Consider the following 16,233-nt stretch of genomic DNA (forward strand, 5'->3'; position numbering starts at 1 on the left):
TCTACCATATCACCATATCCCCTGTTAATGGAGAGCCCAATAATGAAGATAAAAAATACAAATCTAAATGCTTTGTCAGAAGTCGTATCCGTTATTCTGGTACTTGTATTGGTTGTCGTTCTCGCGATGGTGGTGTACGCCTTATTCTTTGGAACTATTTCGGGTTACCTGAAGTCAACCTCACTTGTTGCTGCAACAGCAGGTACGGTAAATGTTCCTTTGGGCACCTCAGATTCCACCCAGATACTATACGCATTGCCCGCCTCTGGCCAGAAATATTATCTTTCAGGACAATCGAATATTCTCCCAAATTACCCGGTTGCCTCCTTCGTCCTGAATGATCCAAGCGGGAATAACTATATCGTCCAAACCCTGAATTATTCAGCATCGGCAAACCGATATGGGACTCCATTATTCATCTACCAGGACCAGAATTACAATATGTGGGTGACCGACTCACAGCAAAAAGTCCTCGCTGCCGCATCCCAGATACGGCCTTTTGCAAATGGTGTATGGACAATCAAAATGATTGACAATACGGCAAATGTTCCTCTTACTCAGATGACGGTAAATATTGGATCAAACGGGGGTGGATCGATCAATCCACTGGCCGGAACAACGACATGGGCAAATGGCTCATGGAACTTGGTAAACTCCTCCGGATACGAGATCAACTTTACAAATTACGGAGTTACCCCAACTACGGGCCCGGGTGGAACCAATGCGTTCTATTTCAATGGATCATCGTACGTTTCCGGACAGGATAATGCCGGCCTTGACTTCACGGGGAATATGTCTCTGTCCTTATGGATCGATCCCACAACTGCAACCAGTCCATTGAGTTCATCCGGCAGCAACTGGGGGAACCTGGTGGGAAAAGGATCGATCGATTCCAGTGGCAACGAGAATGATAATTACCAGCTTGCCCAGATGGGGAACCAGCTCTACTTTGAATGGGGGGACACCAGTACAGGTCAGCATTATAATATCGTGACACCAGCCGGGTCGCTCACCAACAGTCAGTGGAATTACGTTGCGGTGACTACAACTGCCAACGGGGCACCGGAAATATACATCAATGGGGTGGCCCAGCCTTATACCCTTTCAAACAGTAATACCCCATTATCTAATGTAATCGGAAGCTGTACTAATCCACCGTCATGTACCACGCTCCCTCCAACATTTCCCGGTGTCGTCCTCGATAATGTGAATAATGGGATCACGATCGGCAAACAGAATTCTGCGTCGTACCCATTCTACTACACCGGTAGTATGAGTGCTGTAACATTCTACAACCAGGCTATTACCCAGTCAGCAATATCCAATAATCTTAACAATTACCTGACCTGATTCCCCATTATCAATTTTTTTCTTGAATGTTCCAGAGTGCCGGTTAAAAAAGGTTGATTCAATGGTCTTCAGTTTCATAAATTTCAGCAAATGATACAAGTTTCAATGCCTTTTTCTTCGCAATAGTGATATCCGCTGGAGTTCCCGCTGCAACAAGAGATACCAGAGTAAATTTATCAGGTACCTTCAGTAATTGCCTGACCGGTTCCGCATACGGCTTTTTATCGCCGGCTACCCAGCAGGAAGCGACACCATGTGCCTGCAGTGCCAGGATCAGGTTTTCCGTGGCGGCAGAACAGTCTTCCAGATAATACATCTCCTTTTTTTCTCCGAAAATTGCAAAACACACAGCACAGTCTGCAATGAATTTCCCGTTTTCGGCCAGACCTGCAATTTTCGCCAGGGTTTCCTTATCTTTGATTGCACCAAACAGCCAGGGCTGAAGGTTTCTTGCCGTTGGAGCGAGTGATGCGCATTCAATCGCATCTCTGACAACTATCTCATTTACCGGATCCGGTTTGAATTTCCGAACACTGTGCCGTGATTTGATAAGGGTAGTTACAACATTCATGCACCTGAATAGGGAAGTCAGGTAATAAAATGTTGCGAAGCACAAAAAGTGTATTTTGGCAAAATCATTAAAAGACAAAATAATCCCCTTTGGGCATGACGCCGGTGTGTCCGAATGGAACCCCGGACTGGAGAAAAGAATCTGGAGGGTTCTTTGCCACGGACTCTCTTGGGAGATATGGCATCGCGTCCACTTCCGCCGGCGCGACAGATCTGACTTGATTGGATGACCATCGCCCGTGGCAATTGCATCATTCCTACCAAATAAAAAAGTTGCTTGAGATCCATTAATAATATTCAGAAGGGGGGTCTCCAGATATCTTTTTCATCAAATGTTGATTGAAAATGTACAGGCCAGACTCTGATTGAAAAATGAGCCTGCAATTGCCACTCCGATGTGACGACCCATCCGGAAAACTAATCGGGCCCTGCTTAAAATTTTTCACCAGACCAAGATTAAAAATTTTAAAGCAAACTTTGCCTGAAATTTTTTGAACGCAATCAAGTGATTGAAAATGCGATCAGGGCCAATCATATTATGATTGAAATTTTTTTTGCAAACCCTGGTCGAAAAAAATTGGTCTTTCCGGATTATTTTCAGAATTCTCTGGTGCGCACAAAAATTAATTTCGTCTGGTATAGGCAATAATCCCTGCCATAGAGGCTAATGCAACAAGGACTCCATCAAATCCAGGAGAGGTGGGTTTTGGTGTTGCAACAGCAGTAGAGGTGGCAGGGAGCGGTTCCGTGGGAGGGGTCGTTGATGAAGAAAGAATAGTTGTAACGGGAACGGGGGTGGTTGTTACGGGAGTAGAGGTCACTGACATAGAGGTCACCGGCAGTGTTGGTGTAACGGTCGTTGCTACCTGCGTTGTCGGATTTGTCACGTACCCGCTGTTGACAATCAACGGATTCTGATCCTGGTTGAGCAGGCTCACCTGTTGGCTGATTGTCTTCCCGAACTGGCCATAATTGTCCTTCATGGAATTGACATCGCATTCAGCCCATATCGAGTAGGTACCCGGCGGATAGATATTACGAATTCCGGTATTCCATATTGATGCAGTATAATAATCGTTCGTATTCACCGGGATATTAACGAGGGAGGTTGTAGTTCCGGCACTATTGATAAGTGCGGTATACACTCCTCCGGAAGGCGACTGGACCTTGATAGTGATCGGTACAGAGGAAACACTCCTCTGGGTGATCGACACCAGATTCGTATCAATCCTGAACCGGACGTCATCCCCTGTAGGTACCCATTTATTCGTCACGTCAACATTGACAGAGGTATCTTCCACCCGTAAGGACAACTGGGGATCGGCGACCGTTAATGCTGATCCATTTACCCTGCCTGAGGGGGAGAGATGATACCAGTTGCCCGTATAGGCGCTGAACTGTGATGGAGATACAGAAAAACTACCGGGATTCGGAATATTTACAATTTGGTCCGGGGAACTGGTAGAGATCGCAGCCCCCGACGCCCACCATCCAATTTGCGTATCGCCCTGCATTGCGGCGGTTATATCCAATCCCTGTTCTCCGATAAAGACCGTATTTCCCGGGTTAATCGTATTGATTGCGGCTCCGGCGAAGCCTATTAGCAAAAAACAACTTATTGCAAGGATTGCGAGGGCATGAATGTTTTTAATTGCCATATTCATCCATGTCTTTTCTGGATATATAAAATTTTCAAGACAAGACGCGGGGAAAATGATTACATTTTATTTTCCAGTGTGATCCTGTTGAAATTTTCAAAAACACGCCTTCCTTCGAACGTGTGGCTGACTTCCGGATGCCACTGGAGACCGTAAATATGTTTTTGGGGGAACGCGATCGCCTCATTATTGCAAATTTCTGATCGGGCGAGCCGGGTAAAACCATCGGGAATCTGAACGACTTCATCCGCATGCGAGGCCCAAACATGGATTTTTTCCGGATATCCTGCAAGAATGTCATCATGTTCAGAGATCTCGACTTCGATCGGGCCATATCCACCGCTCTGACCTGTCTGCACCCTGCCCCCGAATGTTGTAGCGATAATATGGAGGCCCAGACAGATTCCAAGAACCGGTAAACCCAATTCAAGATATTTACTACAGTTCCCAGAACGTTCTATCGCGGGTCCGCCGCCCAGAATTATTCCCCGTGAACATTCAAGAATTTCTTCCGGGGGTGTGGTATTGGGGATAAGTGCGACATCTATATCAAGATCCCGCAATGCCCGGTGAATAAGATGGTTGAACTGTCCGAAATTATTTACAACGTATATAGGAAACATTATTCGTACATTTTGTGTTGAAATCCTATAAGTCTGTTCAGCTGTAGGCATTTACCGTTGAAAGAATCAGATTCCGGATCTCCTCAGGAGAATGCCCTAATAGATGCGCAAGACACATAGCGCCCCCTGCACCGAACCCCTCTTTGACTTCTCCAATGCAATACCGTGCAAGACCCGGGTGACCAATGTTGCCGAATTCCGGATCCACGTACGAGATCCGCACACGGATCTGTTCAGCCAGATGTTGAACATTGGCAGTTGAATCATTCCTTACATAACACGTAGTTACGACATAGGGCATGCGAAAGTTCAAAGCCCTGGAAAGTGCCGCAACTGCAAGCATCTGCGTTCCGCCGGCAAGAATGAGATTACCGGTATAAGATTTTATCATACCCAATGCAACCGGCATCATAGGATCACCCGTATATCTGACAATATCAAGCGGATCCTTAATCCCGTCGGATGAAATCCTTAACAGGGCCGCTGAGCAGATGTCTTCCTTTATTGATACAGGATTATCAGCAAAACTGCTGCTGACCGATGCTGAATATCCCAGTGCTCGCAGTACACAGAGGGCGGTGGTTGTTCCTCCAGGCACACACTCGCCGATAACTAGGAGATCACTGTACTGTGAAAGAAGCGTCCCTATCGCTTCCCCCCGGTGATACAGATCTTTTACTTGCGGAAGTGCATCTCGGAAACGGGGATCTTCTCCTGCACACCCATAGACGTCATAGCAAGGAACGGTCGGGGTATGGCGGAGGCCTGCATTGATAAAGAGCGGGGGGATGTTGCAGAGAGTCATCATCGCCCGCGTGATGGTCGCTGGTGTCGGGCATCCGGTAGGTGTGTTTGGTTTTATTGGGTAACTGGTTATTGCTCCCGTTGCAATCAGTTCTGCATCAAGAATAGGAGTGAGAAGTGTTTTTTCCGGCGAGGGGCCTGCTCCGGAAACTCCCGGAACAGTAGACAACAGAGTATTGGCAAGGATACAGCAAAAAACCGGGCGGTTACAGGGAAACGGGGGCTTTTCCGAGAGAAATCCCATAGCAATCAAAGTACATATCTCTTTTTTACCGGTTTTGAATCTATCGATGCAAAAATTTCACAATGATATAATAGTTCCATTGGTACAACACCTAGTAGCATGTTTGAAATTGAGAAGCGGCTGCAGGACAATGGGATAACAATAGATGACATAGTGTCTGCCGCAATGGGGCTGTATGTATCTCACGGGATGCCGGAAGAGCAGGCAGCTGTTGAGATAAAACAGAAAATTAAAAAATATCTCGGTGATCCAAATGTATCTTCCCTGCTTCTCGGTGCAATACTACTCGAAGATGAACTTTACAACAAACGAAAAAATTCGGAGATAGCCGATGATCCGGTGTTCCTGTTAAGCGACGAGATTATCGGGATGGCAATTGCAGAATGTATCGGCGGGACCTATGCCCGATTTGAATTCACACGGTACGACCAGAAAAAACCGGGCATCCTCTCAAAGCTCGGCCCGTTCCTCGATGATGCCATTGCGGGACTGATCGCAGGCTGCACATCCAGACTGTATAGCGAATCCCTATGAAAGCATTTCTTTCACTATTCCAGTTCACCACGATCCTGCCATTAGGTAAATCACATGATCTCGAGTTTTTTGCCAGGAAATCGTACTTATATCCAGTTGCCGGATATCTCATCGGGTCCATTGTTGCATTGCCGGTTTTCTTTATTGCGGATCGCACGATAGCTGCAGCAGTAGCTATTACATTCCTTCTCCTGGTGACAGGAGCCCATCATTTCGACGGATTACTGGATTTCGGGGATGGATTGATGGCACATGGTGACCGGGAACGAAGGATCCGCGCGTTAACCGATCGGAATGTTGGGACAGGAGCAATTGCTCTTGGTGTTTCAGTAACACTTCTTGCATTTGCCGGGCTTCAGGGATCTCCGTCTATCGTTATTGCGATAATTGCCGGAGAGGTATGTGCGAAATTTTCCATGTCATTTTTAACTACATATGGAACGCCATTCAGGGAAGGGATGCACAGTTACCTGCACCAGTACTCACAACCATATTTCCCGGCAATTTCATTACTGATCTGCCTGCCGCTCGTTCTCCTTCCCATTGCTCCGGTAAAAATATTCGGGGCTTTCATAAGTATGCTCATCTGTCCCCTACTCCTGCTATTAGTTTCCAACAGGATCTTCGGGGGAGTCAACGGGGATGTTGTTGGAGCCTCCAACGAGATCACACGGACCCTGGTAATCCTTGCCATTGCACTTCTCTGAAGGGTAATTGCGTTGAATTGCCGGGAATTCTATCCGGGTGATTGCCGATCGTTCATAATGCAGTCAGTTTCCCGGTCACTGCCAATGAATTTCAGGGCGAGATGGGGGTTAAAAAATTCCAGTTCCGTGATAATCAACAGGATAAATAATCGAGTATTCGGGATACAAAAAGTGGACAAAAATTAGTATAATCCTTCATAGCCACGGTTCCCGTCATCATCACATTCGATGGCAGTTCCATCCCGGACAAGAGTATTGAACATCATCGCTGCATTCATGAGATTTTCATCAGCTGCAGCTCCTCGTTTCATATCGTTAAGGGCCTGCATCTGGGGCATCGGGACTTTTCGGTTCCCCACCACTACACCGCGGCAATGCCGGCAGTACGCGCAGTGGCTGTACACGGACACCTGACTCCTGACACATTCAACAGTGACCCGGTTTTTTTTCTCATCCCGCAGAAAAGATAATGTCTTCATACAGTGAAGTTATTCAACCATCCGATATCATGATATCGATGCCCGAGTTTACACCGGAAAATCACTATCACCAATCGAAATAATTTAAATAGATGGCTCTCATATAAGTAATACTCGCATAAACTGACTGTAAGCGGACAGTCCCACATTTGGAGGATCACGTAAATGGCATCTGACAAGCCCCATATGAATCTGGCCGTAATCGGCCACATCGACCACGGAAAGTCAACCACCGTCGGACGAATGATGTTCGAGACCGGCGCAGTACCGGCCCACATCATCGAAGGCTACCGCAAGGAAGCCGAGTCAAAGGGTAAGGCGACCTTTGAATTTGCATGGGTTATGGACAACCTCAAGGAAGAGCGTGAGAGAGGTATCACCATCGATATCGCCCATAAGCGGTTCGACACCCCCAAGTTCTACTTCACGGTCGTGGACTGCCCCGGACACAGAGACTTCGTCAAGAACATGATCACCGGTGCATCCCAGGCCGATGCAGCGATTCTTGTTGTTGCAGCACCTGATGGGGTCATGGAGCAGACCAAGGAGCATGTATTCCTTGCAAGAACCCTCGGCATTACGCAGATCATCATTGCCATCAACAAGATGGACGCGGTAAAGTATGATGAGAAGCGGTTCAATGAAGTAAAGAAGGATCTTTCAGATCTTATCAAGATGGTAGGATACAAACCGGAAGAGACTCTTTTCATCCCGATCAGCTCCCTTGGAGGTGCAAACATAAAGACTGTCGGCACTGAGATGCCGTGGTACAAAGGCCTTGCACTTATCCCGGCACTTGACACATTCAAGGAACCGGAAAAACCGACTGACAAGCCATTCCGCCTGCCCATCCAGGATGTGTACAGCATCAGCGGTATCGGCACCGTGCCCGTTGGCCGTGTTGAAACCGGTATCATGAAGAAAGGAATGAAAGTTTCCTTCATGCCCGCCAACAAGGACGGGGAAATCAAATCTATAGAGATGCACCACGAAGAGATCCCCCAGGCAGTACCCGGGGACAACATCGGGTTCAACGTCCGGGGTATCGGAAAGGGCGACATTCGCCGTGGCGATGTCTGTGGACCTGCCGAAGCACCACCGACAGTTGCAGATGAGTTCACTGCGCAGATTGTCGTACTCCAGCACCCGAGCGCACTAACGGTCGGATATACACCAGTATTCCACTGTCACACCACCCAGACTGCATGCACATTCATCGAGCTCAAGAAGAAACTCGACCCGCGCTCTGGCCAGACCAAGGAAGAGAACCCCACGTTCCTCAAGTCCGGTGATGCAGCAATTGTCGTGATCAAGCCGACAAAGCCGATGGTCATCGAGAACGTCAAGGAACTCCCGCAGCTCGGCAGGTTTGCCGTCCGAGATATGGGATCAACGATTGCCGCTGGCATGTGCATTGCCATCCAGCCAAAACAGATGAGATAATTGGTGGGTACCATGCAGAAAGCCAGAATTCGCCTGACAGGGACAGACTTCCAGAAAGTTGAGATGGTCTGTGACAGAATCCGTGAGATTGCAGAACGTACAGGTGTAAATCTGGCCGGCCCAATACCGCTTCCAACCAAACGCCTGGTTGTACCAATCCGAAAGAGTCCCGATGGGGAGGGGACTGCAACGTGGGACCGCTGGCAGCTTCGCGTACATAAGCGCCTCATCGATATCGATGCAGATGAACGTGCACTCCGCCAGCTGATGCGCATTCAGGTGCCAAAAGATATCGGCATTGAAATTGTCTTAGAGAGTTGAAGGTGCAGCGTGCAGCAGGCCGCTGGATTTTCCCATAAGATAAAACAATTTTTTACCTTTGAACGTATTTTTTTAATAATCTTTGTAGCCGCGATCATTATACGATTCTGGCAACTTGATCTCAAACTGTTTCATCATGATGAAGCCATCCATTCCTGGTTCTCGTATCAACTGCTCACAAAAGGGACCTGGGTATATGATCCGAGTTATCACGGGCCATTTCTCTACTTCGTTACAGCCGGAATGTTTGCAGTATTTGGCGCTTCTGATCTCGTCGCCCGCCTGCTTCCAGCCTTATTCGGAGTCCTGCTAATTCCGCTCGTATATTGTATTTACCGTATCGGGTATATCAACCGCAACCAGACACTTATTGTCAGTCTTTTTCTCGCAATTTCACCGGATATGGTTTATTTCTCCCGGTTCCTGCGACATGACATATTCATGCTGTTTTTTACATTTCTTCTTGTTGTTGCCCTTCTCTATTATTTTGAACGCGGGCAGACCAGGTTTGCAGTCATCGCTGCGATCGCTGCGGCAGGGGCACTTTGCTGTAAAGAAGAGATGCCCGTAATCCTCATCATATTCGCCATTTTCTTCATCTATGAAATATGGAAAGGGGGGTTCATTCTCCCTACACAGTGGAAGAAGGATCTAATAATCGGAGGTCTTCTGGTAATTGCCCTTACGAGTACTCTATATACCGGGTTTGGCGGTCATCCAGAAACTATTATTGGACAAAATTTCCAGGTTGGCATTCAGGGAATTCATTTTGAGGCAAACACCACAGGATGGTACCAGGCTATCGACCACTGGACCTCCATGAGTAACGAGCAGCGTCTTGGCGGGCCATGGTTCTATTATATCCCGTTCTACCTGCTTTATGAACTGCCAATTTTTATCCTGGCAATGATCGGGACACTCCAGATCCTGTTTTCCGGTATCAACTCTTCACCATTTATCAGGCGCGTGAAGAACTGGTGGTCAACCCGGCGCTTTGAACTCTCGACCGGCGATCTTGCAGTTGCAAGTATCGAGCAGTTTAATTCACAGCATCTTGGCGAAAAAAAATCCGAGGTGTTTTTCCGGTTCTGTGTATTCTGGATGCTACTCACCATGGCGTTCTATGCCTATGTTGGGGAAAAAGTCCCCTGGCTGCTTATTCATCAGCTCCTGCCGATGTGTTTTGTTGCGGTGTACAAACTCAACTGGCAGAAGACGGTAATTGCCCTTGTAGGCTGCGTATTCCTCATCACCATGACATGGCATGTTGCATTCGTTCCCATGGATATCAATGAGCCCATAGTTCAGGTTCAGAATTCTGAGGATCTCAGAGAGGTGATGCAGCTCATGGATAACTCGGATTATGTCGTTGTCGCATCGCAGGATTACTGGCCGCTTCCCTGGTACTTCCGGGGAGATCTGTGGAACAAGATAACACTTTACAGTACGGTTCCTGATGAAAAAACCCTCACGGAGAAACATCCCGGGGTTATCATATTGCACGATACAGAGAGCCTGCCCTCCATCGAAGGTTATGATAAAAAGACCTACAAGCTTGATTATTGGTTCTCATATTATGATAACAGTAACCGGTTTGTTGACTATTATCTCCACCGTGACGGGAAAATGGGCAGCATCAATATTGATGTATTCACCCCCCAGACTGCAGGATAATACACACTCTATTTTTTTATCAGACCAATGAATTCCTGAACAGACTATTCTGAAGTGATATCTATTCGATAGTGATTTTTCATTGAGAGATCCTACTATTTACACAGGATCCGTTCAAAAGAATCCGTCAAAAAAAGCCATTTACAAAGTGCAATTTTCGTTCCAGAAATATCTAACGTAAAATCCAGAATGATGTTAGTCACCTGATACGTGGGAAAAATTTCTGTGATACCGGTGAGGGGTTTACAGATTATGATCGTTCAGATAAAATCGGCAATAACGGATCATTTCAGGAACATGTTACAAGGACATCCACCCCGCATAACTGCATGCCATCAGAAGGAATTATCCGAAATGTGAAGTGGAGAAAAATTGATAATTATTGAATTATCAAGTGAGATTAACCCAGTTCATCCCAACTGGAGCGTTTACGGTAAATGATGATACCCACAGCGATCAGAACAACTGCAACAATACCGACAACAATTACCAAAACACCGGATTTGAAGATTCCTGTAACCATACCGATAATATCAGTTCCATGGGTAAGGGTATATTGCCGTGCGAGTGCATCCGTATAGGATTGATTGCCCTCGTTATAGGCCTGCTGAGCCTTGGAGCGGGCCTGGTCATAGTTACCATTGGTGATGAAATCATTCGCATTTGAGATGTAACTCACGGCAATTTCCCGTTCTGTCACAATGGAAGAAAGCTGGGGATCGTTTGCTGTTGACGTGTTACCTTTGAACCAGGCGATTATCCCGTCTGCGTTAGTAACAGGGCCCTGCGCATTGGCTACTACCATTTCAGCCCATGATTTGTCCAGTGCAGTTTCCCCTGCATCAATCGATGCTTGTGCAGCAGCTATATCGTTAAAAGCATCGGAGTACTGGGTTGCCGGACGGGCTTTTGCTGAAGAGAGTTTAGAACTGGCGTCGTTATAGTCTGCCTCTGCATCTGTTGTATCGACACCGATCGCACTTTTCTCATCGATATCCGATCGAAGCGTAGTAAGGTTCGTATTTTCATTATTGATAGCGGCCTGAACATCGCCAGGATTGATAACAAGAACTGACTGGGTCACTTCAGAACTTGTAACCGTGTCTCCGTTGGAATCAACTTCATGAACATCCAGAATAGTCTGGTTGGTTGTTGTGGCAACGGTAGGAGCTGTACCTTCGAGAGTGACACTGAGCGATTCATCAACTGTTGACGCATATGACAACTCAAACCCACTCAGATCCAGCGTCGGTCCTCCAACAGGGTTCCTGGGGTTCTCTACGGTATTAAGGACAACAGTATAGGTCCATTTCGGGTTTGCCAGATCGGTTGTCATCACCAGATCGCTCCCGGCAGGGAATGTATACCCGGAGGATGCTGCAAATGCGACATTGAATGAAACCGTTACCGGTGTATTCGGTGTCAATGACCCGGATGGATCAATGGTCAGACCTTGAACATCCCATGCCGATACTACCGGAATGCACACTAAAAAAATAACTGCCGCAAGAATAATCAGTTTTGTTAATCCCTTCATCATTAACCTCACTCGAACAACGGATCAATACCTTCTTCGAACATACTCGATTTTTTCTCTTTTGACTTAATAACATCTTCTTTTGTTTCTTTTGCGATATCAAGAAGTTCCTTTATCCGGGGTGCGTTGCCAACGGTTGCCAGCATGACAACTGCTGCAATATATTCGCTGTTCACCGGATAATCTCCGCCACGGACTTCTACACCGGCAATGTTCTCTTCCACCCAGCTCTTTGCTTTCTCGACACCTTTACGATCCATCTCATCTGGGGGTCCGGCAAGGAGAACCAGCGCACGTTCAGCTGTGGAATAATCACAGGGAAGAGTCAGCCGACCGAGCATTGCCCGGCGAACCAAGGCCACGATCTTGGCGGACCTGTCTTCACCAAGTAATACTTCCTCATTTGCCTCTTTTTTAGGTCCGAACTTATCCTTCAGACCCCCGAATAGTCCTTTTTTATCCTTTGTACGCTTGCTCATAACTTCGCTTATTGCATATCCGACCGAAGTAATCCCACCACCACGAAGCGTATTGATAATTTCACTGGAGTCGACGACCATCTCACCGACACCCATCCGGCCAACTTCCCCGGCCCTGAAGAGCACACCAAATCTCCTCACGACTTCATTATTCAGGCGCTGGAATGCGGACTTGACACTTTCACCCTCGTTTTTCCAGGCACTGTTATCAAAAATGAAGGTATTGTCTGCCTCATTAACAAGAGTGGTCAGGCTTCGTGCGGCATTATAGGAGTACAGCCGGCCTTCCTCGGGAGCGGGAATTATGCCCAGTGCATACACGGGTTCACGATAGATACGTTTGAGGTGCCGGGCAAGCACGGGTGATCCCCCTGAACCGGTACCTCCTCCCAATCCGGCAACAATAACGAAGGCATCAACGTCATGCGTACCCCGGATGTCAATTGCACTTATGATACTGTCTATTTCATCCGCGGTAACCCGGGCCCCGGTCACGTTGTCGGTGCCTACCCCGTGACCTTTGACCATGGTCTGGCCTATAAGAATCCTGTCCTTCATCTCAATGTTTTTTAAACCCATCAGGTCCGTTCGCGCGGTATTGACAGCGATGCCTCTGAAGCTGTTCGTGCCGAGCTTCTTATCCTGCTCGATGAACATATCAACAATTTTGCCACCCGCTTGACCAAAACCTATGAAAAATACCCGCATCCGGTGACACCATCCAATGGGCTAACAGATACTTATTTTATCTTAATTCTTTTAAGTCCTTTTGCTGATATGAACCTTTAATTCGACAGTTCAAAAACTTTCTTATAAGATCTTCGAGGTGGCATACACAATTCCGGCTTTTTTTCCGGAGCCTTTTTCATTTCGCCCCGAAAAGTACTATAGATCATCAACCATGAAGATCGGGATTATCGGCGGGGGATTGACCGGGCTTGTCGCAGCACACGCACTTGCGGGAGAGCACGATATTGAACTCTTTGAAAAAATGCCCTATCTCGGGGGTTGTCTATCCTCATACAATATGAAGGATTACTGGATCGAGCGATACTACCACCATTGTTTTTCAGGAGATGAGGCACTTTTTTCACTCTTCAAAGAAATGGGACTTAGCGATAAACTAGAATGGATGAGGGGGACAACAGGATATTTCGCACAATCCAGGATTTTTCCCCTGAACACACCACTGGAGATTCTCAGGTATCCGGAACTTACCATCGTCGACAAGGCAAAACTTGCCTGGCTCACCCTCAGGGCAAAGAAAACGGATCTCCGCGCTCTCGACGATATTCCTGCAGACCAGTACATCATCGAAAATCTCGGTACGAACATATACTCCTCTTTTTTTGAACCCCTCCTGAGAAGTAAATTCGGTGAACAAAGGAAAGAAGTCTCTGCCGCATGGCTTTTCAGCCGCATCGCAATCCGATCGGATCGTGGTGTATCCGGGGAACGACTCGGATATCTCAACGGAGGATTCCACCAGATCGTCGGGGCACTGGAATCTGCAATTGCTGCGAAAGGCGGAAAAATCCAGAAACAGGAACCTGTCAGTAATCTGACCCGCACAGGTGAAATGTGGCAGATCAATGGAGTCCGATATGATACAGTGGTTTCCACGATCCCTCCACAGGAACTGGAGCGTCTCGGAGGACCTGCTGCACCTCACATGCCCTACCAGGGCGCAGCCTGCATGACCCTCGCCATGGACAGACAGGTTACCAAGGGCATCTACTGGCTGAATATGAAAGATCCTGCACCCTATGGTGCAGTCGTCACTCATACTAATTTCATCCCAAAGGAAAGATACGGTGAGCATATCGTTTATCTTGCATCATACTTCTCGGGACTTGTTCCCCCTCAGCTGGATGAACGGATGTTATCAGACTTCTGCCAGCGTTTTTCGGTAGCCGAACACGAGATCCACTGGCACAGGATGGCAGTGGATCCGTGGGCAGGTCCGGTCTATACCACGGGGTACCGGTCACTCATCAGGGGTTACGAAAATGCGGGCATGTATTCGGCGGGGATGTTTTCGGCAACGAATTATCCTGAGCGAAGTATGGAGGGATCCGTAAGGGCCGGGTTGGAGGTTGCTGAAACAATCAGGCAACGGAGCGTTTATGACGGTAACTGAAGTAACCGCGATTATTCCGGTTTTTAATGACCGCAAATCGCTGGAAATTGCAATCCCGACTTCAATTAAATCCCTTTCGGAGATCACCCCGTCATTTGAGATACTTATTGCCGAAGATGGAAGCTCCGATAGCAGTGCAGAACTGGTAAATGAATACAAAAAACAGGATTCAAGAATAAATCTCCTTCATAGTGACGACCGACAGGGAAGGGGGCGGGCACTGAACAGAGCAATCCGAGAGGCCCGGGGAAATATTGTGTGTTATTATGACGTTGATCTCGCTACTGACATGCGTCACCTGCAGGAACTGATCGGTGCGATCCGCCAGGGATATGATATTTCCACAGGGTCACGGCTCATGCCGGATAGCGATATTGTGCGCACCGGGGGAAGGGAGATTGCCAGCAGGACCTATAACCTCCTTGTGCGCACGATGCTTGGAAGCAGGGTTTTTGATCACCAGTGCGGGTTTAAGGCTTTTAACCGCGAACGTATTCTCACCATTCTCCCAGCCATACGCGATAACCACTGGTTCTGGGATACGGAGATCCTTGTCAGGGCCCAGAAAAAGGGTTACAGGATCCGGGAATTCCCTGTCCACTGGCGTGCGGGAAAAGGAACTACAGTCAGACTAAAAGATGTGTTTGCAATGGGCTCAGCAATCATGAGACTCTGGTGGCAGATTCATGTATCGAAAGATTAGCGCAATCGTTGTCCCGACACTGATAGCCGTCGGTATAATAGCCTATATGCTATATAGCGTCTGGGATCAGCTTCTCGTCGCGCTCCAGCATATGATACCTGCATACCTCGTCGTGGGGGTTACGATCTGTCTCTGTGCCTGGTGGATCCGCGGCTGGCGCTATCATACGATTCTTAAAGGCCTGAATTACTCAGTGAGTGTGAAGGTCTCAACTGCCTGCATTTTTGTCAGCCAGACCGTCAATCTCGTTGTCCCGGCAAGGCTGGGGGATTTTGTCCGGGTCTTCATACTCAAGCACGAATACAACACCACGTATTCCGAAGGGGTATCTTCCCTTGTAGTCGAACGGGTCTTTGATGTTATCACAGTGGCATTTCTGGGTGCGATCTCGCTTTTTTTTGTCCTTAACGCACCGTCGGGGTTTCTAACGTTCATTATCGTACCTCTTGGAGCGGGAGTTGTATTTTTTGCATTTCTCCTGATCATCGGGAACTTCTCCTCAAAAAATAAGTACATTGTGATAATCCTCAACATGCTTCACGAAATAAAACGTGCCTCGCTCACGCCAAGATCCATCGTTCTGTTGGGAACATCTTCCGTGGTGGCCTGGTTACTGGACATCCTGGCATGCGTAGCTGTCGTGAGGATGTTTGAACAGCAGATCCCGTTTGCAGTAATCGTCCTTGCGGTAGTAATCGGAAATCTTGTAAAGGCAGTACCCCTGACACCTGGGGGCATTGGCACCTATGAGTACGCTCTGTATACAACCTTCACGCTCGTCGCCGGTGTTGCCCTTGCAACTGCTACCCTGATCGCAATAATAGATCACCTTGTCAAAAACCTTGTAACCCTCGTCGGGGGAGTCATATCGAATTATTATTTCGGTGACTGGGTGGTGCCCAGCATAAAAGAGGCACTTGCTGAAAAATTCGGAGGAGGGGAAACAACCTGACTCCTGAACAGCAGA

General features: G+C 47.6%; 16 protein-coding genes. 9 read left to right on the top strand and 7 right to left on the bottom strand.

The features are described 5' to 3' along the window. Nucleotides 1–42 precede the first annotated feature (42 nt). Nucleotides 43–1,350: a LamG-like jellyroll fold domain-containing protein gene (locus tag WBL42_RS01385; protein WP_424719475.1), complete on the top strand. Its 1,308-nt coding sequence runs from the start codon at nt 43–45 to the stop codon at nt 1,348–1,350. 58 nt (nt 1,351–1,408) lie between these two features. Here the strand turns inward: WBL42_RS01385 and WBL42_RS01390 are convergent, their stop codons facing one another. The 4 genes from WBL42_RS01390 to cobT all read right to left on the bottom strand — a co-directional run bounded on the left by WBL42_RS01390 (nt 1,409) and on the right by cobT (nt 5,249). Beyond that, nucleotides 1,409–1,921 (bottom strand): nitroreductase family protein, encoded by a 513-nt coding sequence (locus WBL42_RS01390; RefSeq protein WP_424719476.1) that lies wholly within the window; start codon nt 1,919–1,921, stop codon nt 1,409–1,411. A 622-nt stretch (nt 1,922–2,543) separates the two neighbouring features. Continuing rightward, nucleotides 2,544–3,578 (bottom strand): DUF3821 domain-containing protein, encoded by a 1,035-nt coding sequence (locus tag WBL42_RS01395; protein ID WP_424719477.1) that lies wholly within the window; start codon nt 3,576–3,578, stop codon nt 2,544–2,546. A 59-nt stretch (nt 3,579–3,637) separates the two neighbouring features. Next, complete coding sequence (locus WBL42_RS01400) at nt 3,638–4,201, bottom strand: GMP synthase subunit A (protein ID WP_424719516.1); 564 nt, start codon at nt 4,199–4,201, stop codon at nt 3,638–3,640. A gap of 37 nt (nt 4,202–4,238) precedes the next feature. Continuing rightward, on the bottom strand, nt 4,239–5,249 hold the full coding sequence (gene cobT / locus WBL42_RS01405; protein ID WP_424719478.1) for a nicotinate mononucleotide-dependent phosphoribosyltransferase CobT: 1,011 nt from the start codon (nt 5,247–5,249) through the stop codon (nt 4,239–4,241). 99 nt (nt 5,250–5,348) lie between these two features. Between cobT and WBL42_RS01410 the strand changes: the two genes are divergently transcribed. Both WBL42_RS01410 and cobS read left to right on the top strand, forming a co-directional pair. Continuing rightward, nucleotides 5,349–5,783 carry a phosphatidylglycerophosphatase A gene (locus WBL42_RS01410; protein ID WP_424719479.1) on the top strand — a complete coding sequence of 145 codons (435 nt, stop codon included), beginning with the start codon at nt 5,349–5,351 and terminating at the stop codon, nt 5,781–5,783. Then, the gene (gene cobS, locus WBL42_RS01415) at nt 5,780–6,490 is read left to right on the top strand and encodes an adenosylcobinamide-GDP ribazoletransferase (protein ID WP_424719480.1); all 711 of its coding nucleotides are present in this window, start codon (nt 5,780–5,782) and stop codon (nt 6,488–6,490) included. The genes WBL42_RS01410 and cobS overlap by 4 nt, the downstream gene beginning before the upstream one ends. Nucleotides 6,491–6,672: 182 nt before the next feature. Here the strand turns inward: cobS and WBL42_RS01420 are convergent, their stop codons facing one another. Beyond that, nucleotides 6,673–6,969, bottom strand: coding sequence for a hypothetical protein (locus WBL42_RS01420; protein ID WP_424719481.1), 297 nt, complete (start codon nt 6,967–6,969; stop codon nt 6,673–6,675). A gap of 165 nt (nt 6,970–7,134) precedes the next feature. Between WBL42_RS01420 and tuf the strand changes: the two genes are divergently transcribed. Genes tuf through WBL42_RS01435 form a run of 3 tightly spaced genes read left to right on the top strand, consistent with a single transcriptional unit; the run spans nt 7,135 to nt 10,407 of the window. After that, nucleotides 7,135–8,412: a translation elongation factor EF-1 subunit alpha gene (gene tuf / locus WBL42_RS01425; RefSeq protein ID WP_424719482.1), complete on the top strand. Its 1,278-nt coding sequence runs from the start codon at nt 7,135–7,137 to the stop codon at nt 8,410–8,412. Between the two features lie 12 nt (nt 8,413–8,424). Continuing rightward, nucleotides 8,425–8,733, top strand: coding sequence for a 30S ribosomal protein S10 (rpsJ, locus tag WBL42_RS01430; protein WP_015286469.1), 309 nt, complete (start codon nt 8,425–8,427; stop codon nt 8,731–8,733). 9 nt (nt 8,734–8,742) lie between these two features. Beyond that, entirely contained in the window at nt 8,743–10,407 is a 1,665-nt protein-coding gene (locus WBL42_RS01435; protein WP_424719483.1) for a flippase activity-associated protein Agl23, read from the top strand. A gap of 400 nt (nt 10,408–10,807) precedes the next feature. On the opposite strand, the gene WBL42_RS01440 is transcribed toward WBL42_RS01435, so the two are convergent. Both WBL42_RS01440 and WBL42_RS01445 read right to left on the bottom strand, forming a co-directional pair. Further along, nucleotides 10,808–11,833 (bottom strand): hypothetical protein, encoded by a 1,026-nt coding sequence (locus tag WBL42_RS01440; protein WP_424719484.1) that lies wholly within the window; start codon nt 11,831–11,833, stop codon nt 10,808–10,810. 119 nt (nt 11,834–11,952) lie between these two features. Further along, a complete protein-coding gene (locus tag WBL42_RS01445) occupies nt 11,953–13,131 on the bottom strand; it encodes a tubulin/FtsZ family protein (RefSeq protein WP_424719485.1) in 1,179 nt (392 codons plus the stop codon). Nucleotides 13,132–13,324: 193 nt separating this feature from the next. Here WBL42_RS01445 and WBL42_RS01450 point away from each other — a divergent pair, with 193 nt between their 5' ends. From WBL42_RS01450 to WBL42_RS01460, 3 genes are read left to right on the top strand one after another with little or no spacing between them, the layout of a single operon-like run. Beyond that, the gene (locus WBL42_RS01450; RefSeq protein ID WP_424719486.1) at nt 13,325–14,563 is read left to right on the top strand and encodes an NAD(P)/FAD-dependent oxidoreductase; all 1,239 of its coding nucleotides are present in this window, start codon (nt 13,325–13,327) and stop codon (nt 14,561–14,563) included. Continuing rightward, nucleotides 14,550–15,266, top strand: coding sequence for a dolichyl-phosphate beta-glucosyltransferase (locus WBL42_RS01455; protein WP_424719487.1), 717 nt, complete (start codon nt 14,550–14,552; stop codon nt 15,264–15,266). Before WBL42_RS01450 ends, WBL42_RS01455 begins: the two co-directional genes overlap by 14 nt. Further along, entirely contained in the window at nt 15,250–16,218 is a 969-nt protein-coding gene (locus WBL42_RS01460; protein ID WP_424719488.1) for a lysylphosphatidylglycerol synthase transmembrane domain-containing protein, read from the top strand. The genes WBL42_RS01455 and WBL42_RS01460 overlap by 17 nt, the downstream gene beginning before the upstream one ends. Nucleotides 16,219–16,233 lie beyond the last annotated feature (15 nt).

Source organism: Methanoregula sp. (assembly GCF_049686655.1).
Classification (GTDB): domain Archaea; phylum Halobacteriota; class Methanomicrobia; order Methanomicrobiales; family Methanospirillaceae; genus Methanoregula.